Annotated in this window: 22 protein-coding genes and 1 tRNA gene; 9 read left to right on the forward strand and 14 right to left on the reverse strand. The window is 66.5% G+C overall.

Annotated elements, in window-relative coordinates; translation table 11 throughout:
- Positions 1 to 11: 11 nt before the first annotated feature.
- On the forward strand, positions 12 to 434 hold the full coding sequence (locus NMP98_RS09645; protein WP_254857355.1) for a VOC family protein: 423 nt from the start codon (positions 12 to 14) through the stop codon (positions 432 to 434).
- 67 nt (positions 435 to 501) lie between these two features.
- Positions 502 to 678 (forward strand): hypothetical protein, encoded by a 177-nt coding sequence (locus NMP98_RS09650; RefSeq protein WP_254857356.1) that lies wholly within the window; start codon positions 502 to 504, stop codon positions 676 to 678.
- 52 nt (positions 679 to 730) lie between these two features.
- On the opposite strand, the gene NMP98_RS09655 is transcribed toward NMP98_RS09650, so the two are convergent.
- The gene (locus NMP98_RS09655; protein WP_254857357.1) at positions 731 to 1168 is read right to left on the reverse strand and encodes a bifunctional nuclease family protein; all 438 of its coding nucleotides are present in this window, start codon (positions 1166 to 1168) and stop codon (positions 731 to 733) included.
- Positions 1169 to 1228: 60 nt separating this feature from the next.
- Here NMP98_RS09655 and NMP98_RS09660 point away from each other — a divergent pair, with 60 nt between their 5' ends.
- From NMP98_RS09660 to NMP98_RS09680, 5 genes are all read left to right on the forward strand, one after another.
- Entirely contained in the window at positions 1229 to 1513 is a 285-nt protein-coding gene (locus NMP98_RS09660) for a DUF8081 domain-containing protein (protein WP_254857358.1), read from the forward strand.
- A gap of 123 nt (positions 1514 to 1636) precedes the next feature.
- Positions 1637 to 1882: a hypothetical protein gene (locus NMP98_RS09665; RefSeq protein ID WP_254857359.1), complete on the forward strand. Its 246-nt coding sequence runs from the start codon at positions 1637 to 1639 to the stop codon at positions 1880 to 1882.
- Positions 1883 to 1938: 56 nt separating this feature from the next.
- Positions 1939 to 2727 (forward strand): enoyl-CoA hydratase/isomerase family protein, encoded by a 789-nt coding sequence (locus NMP98_RS09670; RefSeq protein ID WP_254857360.1) that lies wholly within the window; start codon positions 1939 to 1941, stop codon positions 2725 to 2727.
- A gap of 72 nt (positions 2728 to 2799) precedes the next feature.
- On the forward strand, positions 2800 to 3270 hold the full coding sequence (locus NMP98_RS09675; protein WP_254857361.1) for a hypothetical protein: 471 nt from the start codon (positions 2800 to 2802) through the stop codon (positions 3268 to 3270).
- Positions 3271 to 3436: 166 nt separating this feature from the next.
- Positions 3437 to 3685, forward strand: coding sequence for a DUF8142 family protein (locus tag NMP98_RS09680; protein ID WP_254857362.1), 249 nt, complete (start codon positions 3437 to 3439; stop codon positions 3683 to 3685).
- A 2-nt stretch (positions 3686 to 3687) separates the two neighbouring features.
- On the opposite strand, the gene NMP98_RS09685 is transcribed toward NMP98_RS09680, so the two are convergent.
- The 10 genes from NMP98_RS09685 to NMP98_RS09730 all read right to left on the reverse strand — a co-directional run bounded on the left by NMP98_RS09685 (position 3688) and on the right by NMP98_RS09730 (position 13043).
- Positions 3688 to 4149 (reverse strand): pyridoxamine 5'-phosphate oxidase family protein, encoded by a 462-nt coding sequence (locus NMP98_RS09685; RefSeq protein ID WP_254857363.1) that lies wholly within the window; start codon positions 4147 to 4149, stop codon positions 3688 to 3690.
- Positions 4150 to 4211: 62 nt separating this feature from the next.
- A complete protein-coding gene (locus tag NMP98_RS09690; protein WP_254857364.1) occupies positions 4212 to 5078 on the reverse strand; it encodes a DUF58 domain-containing protein in 867 nt (288 codons plus the stop codon).
- Positions 5079 to 5115: 37 nt separating this feature from the next.
- Complete coding sequence (locus NMP98_RS09695) at positions 5116 to 6057, reverse strand: AAA family ATPase (RefSeq protein ID WP_254857365.1); 942 nt, start codon at positions 6055 to 6057, stop codon at positions 5116 to 5118.
- Positions 6054 to 6983 carry a DUF7502 family protein gene (locus NMP98_RS09700; protein WP_254857366.1) on the reverse strand — a complete coding sequence of 310 codons (930 nt, stop codon included), beginning with the start codon at positions 6981 to 6983 and terminating at the stop codon, positions 6054 to 6056. Before NMP98_RS09700 ends, NMP98_RS09695 begins: the two co-directional genes overlap by 4 nt.
- Entirely contained in the window at positions 6983 to 7603 is a 621-nt protein-coding gene (locus NMP98_RS09705) for a coiled-coil domain-containing protein (RefSeq protein WP_254857367.1), read from the reverse strand. The genes NMP98_RS09700 and NMP98_RS09705 overlap by 1 nt, the downstream gene beginning before the upstream one ends.
- Entirely contained in the window at positions 7600 to 9966 is a 2367-nt protein-coding gene (locus NMP98_RS09710) for a VWA domain-containing protein (protein ID WP_254857368.1), read from the reverse strand. Before NMP98_RS09710 ends, NMP98_RS09705 begins: the two co-directional genes overlap by 4 nt.
- A complete protein-coding gene (locus NMP98_RS09715; protein WP_254857369.1) occupies positions 9966 to 11759 on the reverse strand; it encodes a vWA domain-containing protein in 1794 nt (597 codons plus the stop codon). Before NMP98_RS09715 ends, NMP98_RS09710 begins: the two co-directional genes overlap by 1 nt.
- Positions 11760 to 11954: 195 nt before the next feature.
- Positions 11955 to 12039: transfer RNA gene (locus NMP98_RS09720), tRNA-Ser, on the reverse strand.
- Between the two features lie 83 nt (positions 12040 to 12122).
- Positions 12123 to 12548 carry a universal stress protein gene (locus tag NMP98_RS09725; RefSeq protein WP_254857370.1) on the reverse strand — a complete coding sequence of 142 codons (426 nt, stop codon included), beginning with the start codon at positions 12546 to 12548 and terminating at the stop codon, positions 12123 to 12125.
- Between the two features lie 75 nt (positions 12549 to 12623).
- Positions 12624 to 13043, reverse strand: coding sequence for a universal stress protein (locus tag NMP98_RS09730; RefSeq protein WP_254857371.1), 420 nt, complete (start codon positions 13041 to 13043; stop codon positions 12624 to 12626).
- A 69-nt stretch (positions 13044 to 13112) separates the two neighbouring features.
- On the opposite strand from NMP98_RS09730, the gene NMP98_RS09735 reads away from it, so the two are divergent.
- Positions 13113 to 14075 carry a PfkB family carbohydrate kinase gene (locus NMP98_RS09735; protein WP_254857372.1) on the forward strand — a complete coding sequence of 321 codons (963 nt, stop codon included), beginning with the start codon at positions 13113 to 13115 and terminating at the stop codon, positions 14073 to 14075.
- Between the two features lie 200 nt (positions 14076 to 14275).
- Here the strand turns inward: NMP98_RS09735 and NMP98_RS09740 are convergent, their stop codons facing one another.
- The 3 genes from NMP98_RS09740 to NMP98_RS09750 are packed head-to-tail and all read right to left on the reverse strand — an operon-like array spanning position 14276 to position 17085.
- A complete protein-coding gene (locus NMP98_RS09740; RefSeq protein ID WP_254857373.1) occupies positions 14276 to 15160 on the reverse strand; it encodes an alpha/beta hydrolase in 885 nt (294 codons plus the stop codon).
- A gap of 47 nt (positions 15161 to 15207) precedes the next feature.
- A complete protein-coding gene (locus tag NMP98_RS09745; RefSeq protein ID WP_254857374.1) occupies positions 15208 to 16263 on the reverse strand; it encodes a S1C family serine protease in 1056 nt (351 codons plus the stop codon).
- A gap of 54 nt (positions 16264 to 16317) precedes the next feature.
- Positions 16318 to 17085 carry a hypothetical protein gene (locus NMP98_RS09750; protein WP_254857375.1) on the reverse strand — a complete coding sequence of 256 codons (768 nt, stop codon included), beginning with the start codon at positions 17083 to 17085 and terminating at the stop codon, positions 16318 to 16320.
- An 82-nt stretch (positions 17086 to 17167) separates the two neighbouring features.
- On the opposite strand from NMP98_RS09750, the gene NMP98_RS09755 reads away from it, so the two are divergent.
- Complete coding sequence (locus tag NMP98_RS09755; RefSeq protein ID WP_254857376.1) at positions 17168 to 17584, forward strand: hypothetical protein; 417 nt, start codon at positions 17168 to 17170, stop codon at positions 17582 to 17584.
- Positions 17585 to 17635: the final 51 nt, after the last annotated feature.

Consider the following 17635-nt stretch of genomic DNA (forward strand, 5'->3'; position numbering starts at 1 on the left):
CAACGTTCGGTATGACCCATCTCGGCCACATCCACCTGAAGGTTCGCGATGTCGAGCGAGCCGTCGGTTTCTACACCGACTGTTTCGACCTCGCCGTCGAGGAGCGCGTCGGGCGATACGCCTTCCTCACCTTCGGCGAGCACCACCACGACCTCGCGCTGCAGGGCATCAGCGACGACGCCCCCGACCCACTCTCGGGCGTCGGGCTGTATCACGCCGCCTTCGAACTCGACGACGAGGCGGCGCTGCGGACACTCTATGAGTCCCTCCAAGAGCGCGGCGTCGCGGTGTCGCCGGTCGACCACGGCATCTCCAAGGCGCTGTACTTCGACGACCCCTCCGGCAACGGCGTCGAGGCGTACATCGACACGCGCGACGACCACGGGGGCGAGTGGGCGGGCGTCAACGAGCGCTTCGACCCGACTGCGCTGTAGTACCGTCTCTCGCGACGAACGCTCAGTCAATCAAAAACCGTAACACGACCAGAGACGTGCTGTCCGTATGAATCGGACGGAACTGTTCCTCGCTTTGGTCGTGTTCCTTCTGGCGGCGCTCGTTTACGAGACCGGGGACGGAAACACGCCGGAGTTCGTCGTGATTCCTGTCCTCTTGATTCTCTTCCTTTTGCCGATATACGTCGTTGGTGCACTCATCATCGAGAACGCCATCAACCGATGATATCGATGGGCCCTCTATTTCGACAGCCTCGCCGGCATCTTCGCTCACTAACTCACTCGACTTCGAACTCCTCGGGTGGCCGCCCAGCCTCGTCGAGGACGTCCTCGGAGACGAACACGGGACAGTCGACGCGTAGCGCGATGGCGATGGCGTCACTCGGCCGGGCGTCGAAGGTCACGTCTGTCCGTTCGCCGTTGACGTAGCGTTCGGCGTCGATTTTCGCGAGGAAGGTGTGTTCGGCGAGGCCGTCGATGCGGACGCGGTCGATGGCGCCGCCGAACTCCGTGAGCATCTCGACGAAGAGGTCGTGGGTGAGCGGTCGCTCGAACGGCCGGCCTTCGAGCGCGTGAGAGATGGATTTAGCCTGGTCGGCACTGATGAAGATGGGCAGCGTCTCCTCGCGGGCGCGCAGGAGAACCACCGGTGCACCCTCCTCGCCGCCGTCGTCGACGCTGATGCCGAGGCCGTCGACGGTCGCCTCGTGTGTCATCGTATAACAGTCTCGCAAGCAGGACCAAAACTTTTCGCGTCCCAACGACGACGGAGTTGTATGAGCGACCCCTACACCGTCGCGCTGAAGCCCTCCGCACGCCGGGTGAGTTCGGCGGTGGGGAAGTGGGTCGCCGAAGAGGGCCGCTTTCGCGCCTTCGACTCGAAGGCGCTTGCTCGTGAGTGGGCCCGGGAGGTGAGTCCGCAGGGGCGGACGCTGTGGGTACAGGACGCCCATCCGCGCGACATCGGCCCTGCGGACGGCTACCTGCTGGCCCGCGCCAGCCACCTGCGGGGCAACGAGACGGAACTGCCGGGCGAACAGCGAGCGCTCTCGGAGTTGTGAGATAGAGCCAACCGTTTAGACCGTTTATTCCGACGAAAATCGGTCGCTTGAGGCCTGAACGGACTGAACGGCTCGAAACGGTCGTGACGGTACAAGTACCGACGGCAGGTACGAAAGCATGCAATGAGAGCCAAATCGATACTGCTCGCGGTGCTTGCGGCGAGTGCGCTTCTCGTCGGTGCCGTGGGTGCTGCGGCGGCACAGCCCGACAGCAACGACAGCGACGCGGGCGAGCGTGGCCCGCCGAGCGACCTGCCCGGACCGGTTCCCGACTTCGTCGGTGATATCCTCGGGTCGGTGAACGACTTCCTGACCGGCGGTATTTCCGACCTCGGTGAGGCGGTGTCGGGTATCGCATCCGGCGAGTGACGCACCCGTTTAGCGTTCCCCCTCAGTTTTAACCCCGTTCCCGCGGTGTCGCGGGTATGGAATCCATCGGCACCGGATTGGCGACGCTCGACACCGACGGCCACCGCGCGGACATCCGACTGGCCCGCCCCGAGAAACGAAACGCGATGAACGAGGCCCTGATGGGTGATTTGACGAGCGCCTTCGAGCAGGCCAGCGCCCGCGAGGGCGTACGTGCCATCACCCTGCTCGGTGAGGGGCCGGTGTTCTGTGCGGGGATGGACCTCCACATGATGCGGGACCGCGTCGAGGAGGACTCGAATATCAACCGAGAGGTGTTCCCCGAACTGCTCGACGCCATCGAGACGGCGCGACAGCCGGTCGTCGCGGGCATCAAACGCGCCGCGCCCGCCGGTGCCTTCGAGCTGACACTTCCCTGCGATTTCCGAATCCTCGGCTCTGGTGCCACCTACGGCGTCATCGAGGTGAAACTGGGGACGTTCCCCCACGGCGGGGCGACCCAACGACTCCCCCGACTCGTCGGACTCTCGAAAGCGAAGGAACTCGTCTTGACCGGGGAGTTCATCGACCCCGAAGAGGCGCTGGAGTGTGGATTGGTCCACGAGGTGTGTGACGACGAGTCCGTCGACGAACGCGCGAAAGCCTTCGCGGACGACCTCTGTGAGAACGCACCGCTGGGGCTTCGGAACGCCAAGGAAGCGCTCAACGCGGCGCTCGAAACCCCGCTGCAGCAGGGACTGGAACTGGAGCGCGCGCTCGGCCGTGAACTCGACGACACCCGCGACTACCGCGAGGGGTTCGAAGCCCGAATCGAGGAACGAGAACCGGAGTTCCGCGGCGAGTAAGCGGTGGAATCGCCCAAATCGAGAAACATAACGGCCAGAAAACACTTGCATCGGACACCGTTTCTAGCGGGTATGCGAATCGCACCGAAAGCGGTCGTACTCGCGGTCGTCCTGCTCTTCGGGTTGGTCGCGGCACCCGCGGCGGTCGCCGCCCAGTCCGCCGACGGTGACGCCCAATCGGTCGCTCAGGCGTACAACGACAACATCGGCGACGCGCCGGATGTCATCACGGACCGCTTCGCCGACGAGCGGGTTGCGATGACCGTCGAAGGGGACAACGGCACGGTGACCTACACCGCGGTCACCAACGAGAACGCCGAAGTCGTCTCCTTCGAGGAGGGCGAAGACGACCCGACGATTCGGGTCAGGACCGACGAGGGGACCATCAGTGACATCGCCGAGGCCGAGGACACGGGTGCGGCGGCCGTCGACGCCTACGAGTCCGACGACGTGACCGTCGAGGGTGTCGGTATCACGAACACCGTCACCGTCGAGACGGCGAAACTCGGCTACGAGGTCGGGTCGGCGCTCGGTCTCCTGTAAGCGGTTCGGCGACAGGGCGGTGCCGGTGGGGTGGGTGGGGGAGTAACGATGGCCGGCACCGTTCTTTCGTTGACTTCGAATCTTATTTACTGTTATTATACCGGAAATTATATCTGGTTGGCCGGCAGAGCGAGGCGCTTTTCTCGGCGGAGACCCAACGGCAGATATGGACGACGAGGGGACCGACGGCGGCGGGTTCAAGAAGGGTCGGAAGGTCGCCGCACTCATCACCATCCCGTTCGTCGCGTTGGGGGTCGGTAATCTGGCACTCCTCCTCCAGTGGGGGTTGGACCCCCTGTGGGGATTCCTGCTGATGCCGCCGATTCTGTTCGTCTCCGTCATCGGCTGGATAGCCATCCGCGGCGGGTTCGCCGAGGACCGCACCGGCGAGAGCGACTACGGCGGCGGAGTGTAGGGCTACCGCACCGGAGCGGGCGCGTACGACTGGTCGCGGGCGACGACGGTTTTCGGTTCGATGCGCACCAACAGCGCCGTCTCCGTCGGGTCGGCGACGTACCCCGAAAACCGGGGGTCCCAATCCGTCGAATCCGGGCCGAGGTACCGCGCAAGCAGTCGTTCGGCCAACTCCCGGTCGAACGGCTCGACGGTCCCCCGTCCCCGCAGGCCGACGTGTTGGACGAGGCCGCGTTCGGCGTCGAAATCGACGACGCCGAGTGAACAGGCGGGCGTCTCCTCGATGCGGGCCGGGAAGGTGTCGGTCGCGGCGTCACCGAGAATCCACGCCGCGTCGTCCTCCCAGAGGTACCAGACGGGTGATTCACGGGGGCCTCCGGTGGCCTGTGTCGCGAGGTGGCCGAACAGCGGTCGCGCGAGGAAAGCCCCGATGTCGACACCGAGGGTGTTCTCGACGATGTCCATACCGGATGGCCGTGTGACCCGCGCATGAACGTGGCGATATTTGCCACGAGTGGGCCGGTGTGTCAGCCGAGCCAGACACTCGCGAAGGCGTCGAAGTAGTCGGCGCCGGTGTCGACGAGGACGTGGTCGGCACCGAGTGCAGTCACGCGGTTGGAGACGCTGTCGACGTGTGCGTCGAGTCGGCTCCGATAGGTGTCGGCGAGCGACCCGCTGAAGTACGACCGTCGGGTCTCCTCGCCCTCCGGGTCGGCGAACAGCACGTCCCCGACGACGCCGGGGTCGCGCTCTTCGGGGGCGACGACACGAACGAGCAACACCTCGATGTCGTTGCGGACGAGCGAGGCGATGCCGGATTCGATGGGTTCGGGGTCGGCGAGACAGTCGCTGAGGACGACGACGAGCGACCGCGACCGGATTCGCTCAGCGTATTCGAGGAGAGCGGCCTCGAAATCCACCTCGCCCGACGGGGTGATGCCGTTCAACTGCTCGATGAGCGCGAGCACCTCCCCTCGGTTCGACCGGCCGGTGTCGAGTCGGTCGACCGACTCCCGGAACGTCGAAAACTGGAACTCGTTGTTCTCCTCGGCGGTGAGGTACCCAAAGCCCAAGCCGAGTTTGGCGGCGTACTCGAACTTGTGGGCGTCGCCGTCGCCGTAGTCCATCGACCCGCTCGTGTCGACCAGCAGGTGGACCGTGAGACTACGCTCCTCTTCGAACTGCTTGATGAAGTATTCGTCCGTTCTGGCGAACAGTTTCCAGTCGATGAGTCGCGTGTCGTCACCCGGCGAGTAGCGGCGGTAGTCGCTGAACGTCAACCCCTCTCCGACCCGCGGGGACTGCTGGTCGCCCTGCCGGAGTTCGGTGGTCTCGCGGTTCAGCGCCGCACGGAACCGGCCGAGACCGTCGAGAAACGACGGGTCGATAGTCACGGCCGGCCTCCACTCGTTGACGTGTTCTCGGACATCGTCACTCCAACAGCGACTCGATGACGTCGTCGGCCGTCCGCCCCTCGCGCTCGGTTCGGAAATCGAGGATGATTCGGTGCCGGAGGACGGCCGGTGCCAGCGCGTCGATGTCCTCGCTTGCGACGTGTGTCCGGCCCTGCAGGAACGCCCGCGCCTTCGCGGTCAACACGAGCGCCATGCTCGCTCGCGGGCTGGCGCCGAACTCGATTTCGTCGGCCTCGCGGGTCCGACGGACCAACTGAATCGCCCGGTCGCGGAGGTCGTCGGCGATGGGGACTTCCCTGACGAGTTGCTGAATCTCCTGAATCTCCGCCCGCGTGAGCGCCTGCTCGACCGGCACCTGCGGACGGTCGCCGGTGAACATGTCGACGATTTCCTGCTCCTCGTCGTACTCGGGGTAATCGAGCAACAGTTTCAGCATGAAGCGGTCGGTCTGGGCCTCCGGAAGCGGGTAGGTCCCGGACTGGTCGATGGGGTTCTGCGTCGCGAGGACGAAGAACGGCTGTGGGAGTTGGTAGGTCTCCCCCGCCGCAGTCACCTGTTTTTCCTGCATCGCTTCGAGCAGCGCGGCCTGGGTCTTCGGCGTCGCGCGGTTGATTTCGTCGGCCAACACGACGTTGGCGAAGATGGGGCCCTTCTCGAAGACGAACTCCCGGCCCGTCTCCGTCTCGCGGATGATTTCGGTTCCCGTGATGTCGGAGGGCATCAAATCGGGCGTGTTCTGCACCCGTGAGAACTGGAGGTCGGTCACCTCGGCGATGGTCCGCACCATCGTCGTCTTCCCGAGTCCGGGATTGGATTCGAGCAGCGCGTTCCCGTCGGCGAGAATGCAGACGAGTAACCCCTCAAGCACCTCGTGTTGGCCGACGATTCGCTTGCCGATTTCCTCGCGTGCGGTCGCTATCTTCTCCTGTAGTCGGTCGATGTCGTGGTCCGTACTCATGTGTTCTCCTCGTCGCGAATGCGGAGGTTGTACTCGCGGATGAGCTCCGCGTCCTCCAGTTGCTCCGGCTCGGCGTAGCCGGCCTGTTGTCCGTCGGCGCTGTTCGACCCACCCGACGACCCGCGGTCGATGCTGTCGGACGGGAACTGCTGGGTGTCGTCTACGTCCTCGCTGCCGCCGCTGGAGTCGATTTGGGCATCCAGGTCGTCGTCGCCCGCGTCGATGTCTTCGGGGTCGCCGAGGACCGAATCACCGTCTTTCAGTCCGGTGTAGGGGTTCGGCGTGTCCTCGCCTGCGTCGGTGTCGCCGTCCGGTCCGACGCTGTCCCCGCCACCGAGGTCGACGGCGGCCAACTGGACGGTCACGAGACTCAACGCCACGACGACGACGACGGTGACAGCGATGCGCCGCACGTCGAGCAACGCGACACCCGAGGTGTCACGCAGTCGTTCGAGGACGTCCTCGTACAGCCGAACGGCCATCCGAGAGTCGCTGTCGCGTGCGACCGTGTCGCGGGCGGTTCGCAGCGCCTCGGCGACGGCGGGGTTTGCGGCTTCGAACCGCTCGACGAGCGGCCGCCGGCTTCGAAGCCACAACTCCGCGCCGAAAACGGCCACCGCGAGGGCCGTCGCGAGGAGTGCCGATACCGGAACGTCGACCGTCTCGAGCGATTGGCCGAGAAGGTCCCCGACGGCGTCGGTCACCGACGACGGCACGGTGAGGACCTCCGGTATCGCTGCTGGCTCGACGACGATTACGAGCAGGTTCACAGCGAGAAAGACGAGCGTCGCGTCGACGGCCGCATAGATGGTCGCGGCCTTCAATCCCTCACGGCGTATCTCGTTGAGTGCCGCCGCCATCCGTTCGCGGGGCCGGTCGTCGGCCACTTCTGCGCCGGTTTCCGTTTCGCTTTCTTCGTCCGTCATCAGTACCCCTCACAGACGGTTTCGTTGGCGTTTTTCTCCTTATTACAGAGTTCTTGAATGTCACTCTCGAGCTCTTGGTTTCTGGTTTCGAGGTCGTCGTTTCTGTCTTCTAGGTCTTGGATATCATTTTCCAGATTTTGGACATCGTCCTCAAGTTCCTGGTTTCTGGTTTCTAGCTCGTCGTTTCTGTCTTCCAGGTCCGCGACGGTATCCCGAACGTCTTCCAACTCCGCTCGAACGTCGCCCAACTCGGTCCGCAACTCTACGACTTGGTCTTGGGACTCCCGGAGGGACTGTCTGGTCCGGGCGAGTTCGTCTTCGGTCGCGTTCAGTTGCTGTTGGGTCGCCTCGAGTTGGTCGGCCACCTGGTCGACGTCCTGATTCCGGGTGTTCAGTTGTGATTCGAGTTCGTCGACGCGCGCCTGCGTCTGTCGGTATTCGGTTTCGGTCTCGTTCAGTTCCGTTCGGAGCGCTTCGTTTTCTTCCTGGAGGTTTTCGTTTTTGTCCTGCAGGTCGCCGGTGGCGTTCTGATACAGCACCGTCGCTCCGGCGGTGCCGGCCAGCGCCAACACGATGAGGAGGACCAATCCGAGATTGATGCTACGGCCCAGCGAACTCACGGGAGACCACTCTCCAGTGAACTGCGTCCGCGATACACTTGAACACGTCGGGCAACGACCTCCGTGACAAAGACGAGCAGCGCCGCGAGTACCGCAAGCCAGTCCCACGTCTCCTCGACGGTCCGGACTCGGGTGGACTGCTGTCTGGCCTGTGCGGCGATTCGTGAACCCTCATCGAGTTCGAAGGTCCGCCCGTCCGTCGTGTCGACTGCGGCGGGGAGTTCGGGACTCCGGCCGAAACTGCCGTACTCGACGGGGTAGTTGGCGGCGTACTCGGCGTCGAGTAGTTCGCCGAAGCCCTGCTGTTGGGGCGTGAACTCGCCCCGGTAGCGCTCCTCGCTCACCTGCCGGAGGGTGACGCCCTCGGCATCGGGTCGAGAGCGTCCGCGGTAGGTGAACTCGGTCGGTCGGCCGACCCGGGCGTCGCCGACCGCCGTGACGCCGGTCCGTGTCCGCGCCGGGTCGCCGATGGCGTAGTTGACCGACTTCGTTACGACAAGCGAGTCGGGCGGTTCAAGCAGGCCGCCGAGGGTGCCGTCCTCGTCGTAGGCGGTGAGCGAGACGACGCGGCCGAGTCCGAACCGCCAGGAGGCGATTGCGGGCGTTCCGTCGGCGGTCGCGACCTGATAATCGGCGCCGGGTTTGACCGCGACCGCGTTCGCCCGGCCGGGGTTCGCCGTCAACTCCACGCCCGAGGTGATGAACGTGTTCTGGGTGACGATGGTGAGGTTCTCGCCGTCGAACCGTCGGGAGGTGCCGCCGAACAGCAGTCGCAGGCGGTTCGTCTCGTCGGCCGCGAAGTACGACCCCCCGGAGGCCTCCGCGATGCGGCGCATCGTCTGCTCGTTGACCCGTTCACCTGCCCCGACGGAGATGACCCGTGTCCCCTCCCGGCCGAGTTGGGTTGCGACCGCCGTCGGGGGGCCGAACTCCGTCTGGCCGTCGCTCAGGAGGATGATGGTCCCTTCGCGATTGCCGAGCAGTTCGTCGGCACCCCGAAGCCCGTTCGCGATGTCGGTTCCGCCGACGCTCTGCAGTCGACGGATGCGGTCGGCGGTTCGCTCGCGGGAGGTACTCAACGGCTGGAGGTCGGCGATGCGATAGACGACGTGGCTGAACGCGACGACGCCGACGCGGTTCTCATCGTCGAGTTGGTCGAGGACGTCCAGGGCGACCGCCTTCTGGATGGATTGACCCTCGCGAGCACTGCCGGAGATGTCCACCAACAGGACGATGTCGGCGGTGCCACCCGTGGCATTTCCGACGCGGACGGGCAGCGTCGAGGCGATGGGCGATTCGTCGTAGCCGCCGTTCTCGTAGGCGTTTTCGCCGCCGACGACGGCGAGGCCGCCACCGTTGATGACGAACTCCTGGAGCGAACTGACGTTGCCGAGGCGGTTCGCCGGCGTGTCCTGGACGACGACCGCCGCGTAGTCGTCGAGGTCATCGGGCACGGCGGAGGCGTTGGTCACGTCGTACAGCGAGTTCAGATACCCCTCCAGCGGGTAGCCGCCGCCGGAGACGTACAGCACGTCCGGTTTCTCGACGACGCGAACGCTCCGATAGAAGACGTCGTTTTCGGCGTAGATGTCGTTGCCGGAGATGGTCGCCGTCACGCGGTGGGAGCCGATTTCCTCGAAGGTGTGAGAAACCGACAGCGACTCGCCCGGGGCGACCGTCTGCGTCTCGACGACTTCGCCGTCGATTCGCATCTCGACCTCGACGGGTGATTCGGCACCGACGCCGTCGACGGTAGCGGTGAACTCGGCGGGGATGCCGACGCTGGTCGTCGAGGGACCGGTCATCGAGACCGCCCGCTCGGTGCGACGCGGCGGCAGTTCGACGGCGTTAATCGTCGCGTTCAACCGACGGGCCTCCTCGGCGGCGACCGACAGCGGTCGCCCCTCCGTCACCTGTCCATCCGAGAGGACGACCACCGTGCCGTTCTCCCTGAGGTTCGCCGCGATGCCGTCGCCGATTCGTGAATCCGTCCCGCTTCCGACCGTCGCTCTCGTCACCGGGACGCCAGCCGCTTCGATGTCGGCGACGAGGTCGTCGGTCACGTTGCCGTACACCGCCATGCTGTCCGATTCGTCGGTCAGAAGCGTCACGCTCGGTTCACCGGGCGTCTCCTGTGTCTGGACGGTGAACGGCCCCATCGCTGCGCCGACGAGCAACACGACGACGAGCACGCGACTGGCAAAGAGGAGTCTTCGGCTCCGGGCCGATGCCGACCGCGAATCAGGCGTCCGCCGGAAGACGAGATACGCCAACACGGCGACGGCTATCGGCAGCGCCACGAGCGGCCACAGCTGTTGGAGGCCGACGGTCAGTTCCTCGCCGATGGTGTAGGACACCGACATCAGAGGTCCCCCCGTCGGTAGAGATAGCCGATTTCGAGCAACAGCACGGCGAGAGCGCCAAGCGCCACGAACTCGGTGAGCGGGCGCGGAACGGTTCGCTGCTCTTCGCGCGTCAACTCGCCGACGGACCCCGAGCGGTCTTCGAGCGGGTCGACGGCGGTGTCGGATTCGGCTTCGTCGAGCAGCGACGCGCTCACCTGCCGGTCGGCCGTCCCGTAGAAGCCGGCACGCTGCAGACTGACGGTCGGCCCCGAAACCGGGCCGTCAGGCCCCGAGACGGTGTCGACCTGGAAGCGCGCCGTCTCGCCGGTCGCGTAGTTCAGCGCCGGCAGCGTCTCCCGGCCGGCGAGGTGGAACGCGGAGCGCTTCCAGAACACCGGATACTGGTAGTTGAACTTGAAACTCGATGCGTCCTCGATGTAGCCGTAGTACAGCACTCGCCCGGGGCCGCGGTCGGCGGTGGCGACGAGCGGCGACCCGTCGCGGAGTTCGACCAGCGACTCGCCCTCTCGGAGTTCGCCGGCGAGGTACTCGTCGGGCGGCTGGAAGTCGATGCCGCGGGTCAACTCCGAATCGGCACTTCGCCGGACCGTCGTCCCCGCCTGCGGTCCCGAGGATTCGACCAACTGGAGGTCGCCGTACCGTTCGGGCATCTCCCGCTGTGCCTGAACCGCGACACCGCCGCCGTCGGCGAGGAGTTCCCGCCCGCTCTCGACGTTCCCCGGCAACAGCGACTCCCGATTGACGTTGCTGTAGACGATGACGTCGTAGCCGTCGTCGATGGTCGTCGGCGGGCGTTCGACGGTCACGTTCACCGAGTCGACGACCGACAGCGCCGTCGTCAGGTATCGGTTCTCGTCGTTCGTCAACACCAACACGTCGACGGTCGGGTCCTCGGGGGCGGCCAGCGAGACGCTGTCGTCGACCGCGAAGTCGTCGCCGGGGGACAACTCGGCGCGACTCCGGCCGGCCGGGACCGGGAAGGTTACCGTTTCGGTGTCGCCACCGTCGAGTTCGAGTTCGGTTCGGCGGTCCCCCAGCGTGACCGTCCGACTGACGCTGTCGTCGCCGAAGTTCCGGACCGACAGGGTCACCTCCGTGCCCGAAAGCCGGCGGTTGACGAAGCCGACGTTGTCCTCGCCGCCGCGGTCGAACTGCCGGAGGTCGACCGAGATGTCACGAGCGCGGGCGGTCGTCACCGCATCGCCCCAAGAGTCGCCGGCAAAGTCGCTCACGACGACGATGCGGGCGTTCTCGCCGGCCAACGACGACGCCTGCGAGATGGCGCCACGGAGGTCTCCCGGGGCATCCGTCGGCGAGAACTCCGCGAGGAGTCCCCGGGCGTCGCTCGGCGTCCCGCGCTGGAGGCGAACGCGGCCGCCGCCCTCGGTCGTTATCACCGACGTGGCGCTCGTGGCCTCCTCGCGAGCGGCGGCGACCGCGCGGTCGAACCGACTCGCCCCGCCGTCGGTCGTCGCCATGCTCGCGCTCGTGTCGACGACGAGTACCGTCTCCTCGACGGTTTCGCGCTCCGAAACGGGCACGTACGGCGTCGCCAGCGCCGTCGCCAACAGCAGTATCGCAAGCAGTTGTATCAGAAGCAGGACGCTTCGCGAAAGCCGTTCGAAAAGCGGGGTGGTCGCCTGCTGGCGCTCCTCGGAGACCAGAAACCGGAAGGTGGGGAGTTCCACCCGTTCGGGGTCCGGGCGGATGAGGTACAACACGACGATGGGGACGGCGACGAGGAGGGCGGCTAATCCCAGCGGGAAGAGGAGGACATCCGAGAGGGCCATTGCCGACTACACACCGCGCAGTCGTATTTTTCTTGTGTTGGCCGATGTCGAGGACGGAGCAATCACTGTCGGGAAGTGGGAAACGAGAGGCGCCGAGGGTGAGATTTGAACCACGGTCGGACGTGCTCGCTCGCTGCGCGCGACCTCCCTGATTCAAATCTCACGCGCTGCTCGTGAACTGAAAACGACGAGAGGCGCCGAGGGTGAGATTTGAACTCACGTGTCCTGACGGACAGTTGCTCTCGAAGCAACCGCCTTGGCCGGGCTAGGCTACCTCGGCTCGATTGGACGTGGGCGTGTGTCGGTTTTATCGGTTTCGGTCCGAGACGGCGGGGCAGTACGCCGTCGCCGTCTGTCGCCCGCTCAATCGCTGACGACGACGACCGGCACCGGCGCCTCCGAGAGCAGTCGCTCGGTCGTACTCCCCAACACGAGCCGTTTGAACGCCGACCGTCCTGTCGCCCCGAGAACGACCACGTCGGCGCCGGTTCGGGCGATGGCCTCCAGCAAGCGCTCCGGCGGCGGCCCCTCCTCGATGGTCGTCTCGCAGTCGATGCCGGCTTCCTCTGCGGCCCGTTCGACCGCCGCAAGCGCCTCGCGGGCGTCTGAACGGAGGTTCTCCCTGACCTCGTCGGGGTCGACGATGGCGTTGTCGTAGGCGGTTCGGGTTTCGACGACCGAGATGGCGTGGACCGTCGCGCCCGTCCCGGACGCCAACGTCAACGCGTGTTCGGTCGCTGCCTGTGAGTCCTCGCTGCCGTCGGCGGCGAGCAGAATGTCATCGTACATGCCGCACGGTACGGCGACCCGGGTGATAAATCCGCGACCGGCCTATCCCTCGACGCGTTCGTCGTTCGGCAATCACTACCGGGGGCGGACGACGGTGACCGGCACCGGCGACCGTCGGATAACCGTCTCGGCGACGCTCCCCAACAGGACGCGTGTGATGCCGTCGCGGCCGTGGCTACCGATGACTATCTGGTCGAGGTCGTGTTCCTCGGCGTAGTCGATAATCGCCCGCGAGGGCCGGCCGACGACCGAGTCGGTTTCGATTTCGACGCCCATCTCTTCCCCGCGTTCGACGGCGTCCTCGAGGACGCTCTCGGCGCGCTTCTCGGCGGAGCCGAGCCAGTCTTCGCCCGTCGCCGGTCCCCACGCGGTGGCCCCCTCCACCGGGTCCATGACGTACAACGCGGTGATGTCGTCGGCGGCGAACCGCTCGAAGGCGTGGTCGAGAGCGGCCTCGGCCGGTTCGGAACCGTCCGTGGGAACGAGTATGTCCATGTGCTGTGCTATCTCGTCGACATACATAAACCCAGGAGGCCTTTCAACGGCGCCCCCGAGTGACTCGGTATGTACGACGCCGTTCCCTCGCTGGTCGAATCCACCGTCCGTGTGGCGGCGTTTCCCGACGGGAGCGTCGACACCTTCCAGCGAGTTCACGCGAAAGACGGCCAGAGGCTTTCGAAGGCAGCCTTCCGTGAGGCCATCGTCGGGGGCCGCTCACAGGGGTTTCACATCGACACACACGCCGTCGAGGCCGGTGGGCAAGCCGTCAACGCCGCCCAACAGGCCCACGCCCTCGGCGACGACGTGCGACTCGACGGCTGTCTCGACGACGACCGATTCGCCTTCCCCTTCGAAACACACTCCTTCGGTACTCCCTCCGCGGTCACCATCCACGAGTTCTCCGACGGCGACCTCACCTACGCCGACGTCAGCGACGACGTGATCGGATGGAGCCACGAGGCCTTCGAGACCGTCCCCGACGCCGACGCTTACGTCTGTGGGAACTGGGCCTCCGTCGACGGGATGACCGACTCGCTGGCCGCACTCGCCGATAGCCTCGACGGCGGCGTGTTCGTCTTCGACCCCGGCGATGTGACGACCGCACCGGCCGCCGAGATACGCGACTGTCTCGCGGCGCTCGCGACGCTCGACGACGCCATCGACGTGGCCGTCAGCGTCAACGGTCAGGAACTGGCGGCGATTGCCGACGCCCTCGCCGTCGCGGACGACGTTGGGGCGGTTCGAGACGAAGCAGGGGTGTTCGCGGTGGTCAGACACGAAGCCGACGCCGCCGCGGCCGCGACCCGAACCGACGACGCCGCCGTCGAGAACTTCGACCCGAACGGCCCCGTCCGCCGAACCGGCGGCGGCGACCGCTTCAGCGCCGGCCTCGCCCACGGGTTGGCCGTCGGCGGGGACATCGGCCCCGCGGTGGCGCTCGGGAACTGCTGTGCGAGTTACTACGTCGCCACCGGAACGACCGGAACTGCTGACGACATCGCGGCGATGGCGGCCGAACAGGCCTAAGCAGTGGCTGACGGCGTAAAACCAAGGTGGGGGTGGGGTCGGGCCGGGCAGACTCGACCCCGACCGGGTGGGGATACCCGTGTGGGGGCACGCTGGCCTTCCGGCCAGTACCGACGTAGATGTGCGTGTGGTACTTGATGGCATCCTTCGACTCAGTTGTCGATACGCCCGGTGCTGTCCGGATGCGTCGACCGACCAGTCTACGAGAGGTGGCGGTCGAGGAAGCCCCCCTGCGTCTCGACGGCGCGCTCGAAGGGGCGGCCGTCGTAGGGGCCGAAGTGCCCACAGTCGAGGCGCAGTACTTCCACGTGGTCGAGGCGGTCGGCCAATCGCTCGGCGGCCGACGGCGGGACGATGTTGTCCTCTCGGGCGATGGTGAGGAGGACGGGACAGTCGACCTCGCTGGCTCGCGAAATCGGCCGGTACATCGGCACTTGAAGCGCGATTCGCGCCGGACAGGCGTTCTTCCAGTCGGTGTCTTCCGGGACGATGTCGAGGTACCCCGATTTCGCACCGGGGGTGTTCAGCATCGCGAACTCGTCGGGATCGCCGACGATTGGGACTGTGTGGGTACTCCGGCGGAACAGTCCACGAACGGCGTCTTTGAGGCCGTGTTTCGTCGCTTCGAGCGGGTAGCCGATTCCCGAGTTCCGCGCGAGATGGAGGAGGGTCGCGAGGCCGTCGACGAACGGCACCTGTGCGGCGACGGCGTCGACCTCACGTCGGGCGGCCGTCTCGATGACGTGGCCGCCGCTGAACGACGACCCCCACAGCGCGATGCGGTCGCCGTCGACGGAATCGAGGTCGCGGACGTGGTCGACGGCCGCCATCCAATCGGTGCGATGCCGGAACGGGTCGACGAGTTGCTCGGTCCCCTCCGAGTCGCCGAACCCGCGGTAATCGAAGACGAAGGCGGCGAGGCCGTGTTCGGTGAACTGCTCGGCGAAGGCTGGCAACCGAAAGGAGCGCTCGGCGCCGAAGCCGTGGGCCATCACGACGACCGGCGGGTTCTCGGCGTCGGGCAGATACAACTCGGCACTACAGCGCTTGCCGGCGCTTTCGAACTGCGTCTGGCGTCGATCCATATCGGTTCACTCGGTCGCCAAGCGTATCGGTGTACCGGCGATGTCGTTCACTGCTCCGGCGGCGGTCGCGAGCCGATTGGGACGCGAATATCGGTGGGTTCGCCGTCGCGGATGACGGTCGCGTCGACGCGGTCACCCGGCGACAACTCCAGTGCCAGCGTCGTCCCGAGGTCGGCATCGGAGTCGATGGCGTTGCCGGCGAGTTCGACGAGCGTGTCGCCGCCGGTTGGGACGGTTCGGCCGTCGACGGTCGTCTCGCCGTCGGCGCCGCGAAGCGTCTGGTCTGCGGGCCCGGAGTCGAGCACCTCGACGACGTAGATGCCGCGGGTTTCGGGGAGGTCGTTCGCTTCGGCGATGGCGGGCATGACGGGCAGAAGCGAGATGCCGAGGAACGGGTGGCTGTACGTGCCCGTCTGTATCAACTCGGGGAGGACCCGGCGGGCGAGCAGCGGCGACACCGCAAAGCCGACGCTCGTGCCCGCGCCGGCGACGGCGATGCCGGTCACCTCGTTGTCCATCGTGACCAGCGGGCCGCCGCTGTTGCCGGGGTCCAGTCCGGCGTCCGTTTGGACGGTGTTCGGAATCGCAAACTCGGAGGGGCTCGAAAGCGAGCGGTTCTTGCCGCTGATGATGCCCGTCGAGACGGAGGATTCGAGGCCAAAGGGACTGCCCAACGCGAGCACCTCCGTGCCGACCGGCGGCACGCTGTCGACGAGCGACAGCGGCCGCGCGTAGTCGGGGATATCCGTCGACAGGACGGCGAGGTCGGCGTACACGTCGGTGGCGGTGACGCCGGCCTCCCGCCACTCGCCGCGTTCGAAGCGAACGTCGACGGTGTCGGCATCGCCGACGACGTGTTGGTTCGTGACGACGTAGTCGTCGTAGACGAAGCCCGAACCCCCGCCACCGCCGGCGGTCCCGACGAAGGCGACCGACTCGATGGTGGCGTCGTAGACGGCGGTGTACGGCGAGTCGCGGTCCGATTCGGCTCCCCAAGGGGTGACCGGGTCGGGCGGCGACCGCCGCCCGCTCGAACAGCCCGCAAGCCCCGCGGCCACGCCGGCGGCTCCGGCGAGGAACCGGCGACGCGTCTGGTTGGTCATACGGTCCGTTGGGGACGGGTCCGAAAAGTGCCTTCGGCTCCGGTACGGCGGGCGCTATTCGACGGACTGTTGCCGCCACGTCGTCCGGTCGTACATCCGCTCGACTTCGCCTTCCTGCTGGCGAATGGTGACCGCGGTGTCGAAGAGGAACGCCGCGACGAGGACGGTACCGACGAGCCACAGCGCGTCGACGGTGCCCGCATCAAGCGGCGCGACGCTGGACAGGAGGTCCGTCATCACGATGGCGACGACACAGACGATGGACGGGAGCAGGTGTCGCGTCAGCGCCGACAGCGTCGTCCCCTCGTATCGGCGGACGGTCTGGACGGCGTACAGCATCGCCCAGACCGACGCGCCGACCCAGCCGACGGCGACGACCGGGCGCGTCCACTCGCCGTCGAGGAGGAAGCCGGCCCACCACGCGACGACGAAGACGCCGACGACGAGGAAGTCGACCCACGTCGGGAGTAGTCGCGACGCTCCGTCCGCCGTCCGCTCGGCGAGGTACATCGCGCGGATGCCCAACGCGACGAAGAGGATGAAAAACAGCACGGCCCCCTCGGTGAAGGCATCGAGCCACGGGAGGTCGGTTAGTTCGGCGGCGATACCGGAGACGCCGTAGACGACGGCGGCGCCGATGCCGACCGCGAGATACCCCCATTCGTAATCGAACCCCTCGGCGAGTACGTCCCGGACGTACGTGACGAGGTAACCGAGCAGTATCGCGGCCGCAACCCCGATAGAGCCGTAGGCCAACAGCCGAGCGACGTGGACGGTCGTCGCCGGGTCACCGCCGCCGACGAAGGTGTACACTGGGTCCATACGCGTCGGTCCGACCCCCGAGTGCATAGATGTTGGTTCTCTCGACCGCAAGGCACTTCGAGACGACCCCACGATATCGGACATGGCACCGACGGCACCGACGCGCCGAGGGCTCCTCAAAACGGCGGCACTCGGAACGGTGTTCGGCGTCGCGGGCTGTCTGGACGCCCCCGGCCGGAGCTGTTCGGGGGCGACGTTTCGGCTGTCGCTGCCGCCGGCGGAACCTGCCGCGGAGCCGCTCGTCCTCGACTCGGAGGGACTCTCGACGGCCGCGAACGCGGTACTCGACGCCGCCATCGACGGCGAGTACGTCGAACGCTGCGTCGCGTGGACGCCGCAACCCGACGAGACGGGGCCGTCGGATGGCCTCCGTGCGGTCGGCGAGCGCCTCGAATCCCACACCGGCGTCGACCTCGACGGGCGGACCGAGCCGGTCGCGGCCGACGCCCGCCGCGACGGCGAGACCTATCGCCTGCGCCTCGACATCGAGCAGGGCTGACGGGGGTCGCGAGGGTCGAAGTAGTCGATAGCTTCTTTTCCATATAGCCGA

Origin of the sequence: Natronomonas gomsonensis (assembly GCF_024300825.1) — an archaeon.
GTDB lineage: Archaea > Halobacteriota > Halobacteria > Halobacteriales > Haloarculaceae > Natronomonas > Natronomonas gomsonensis.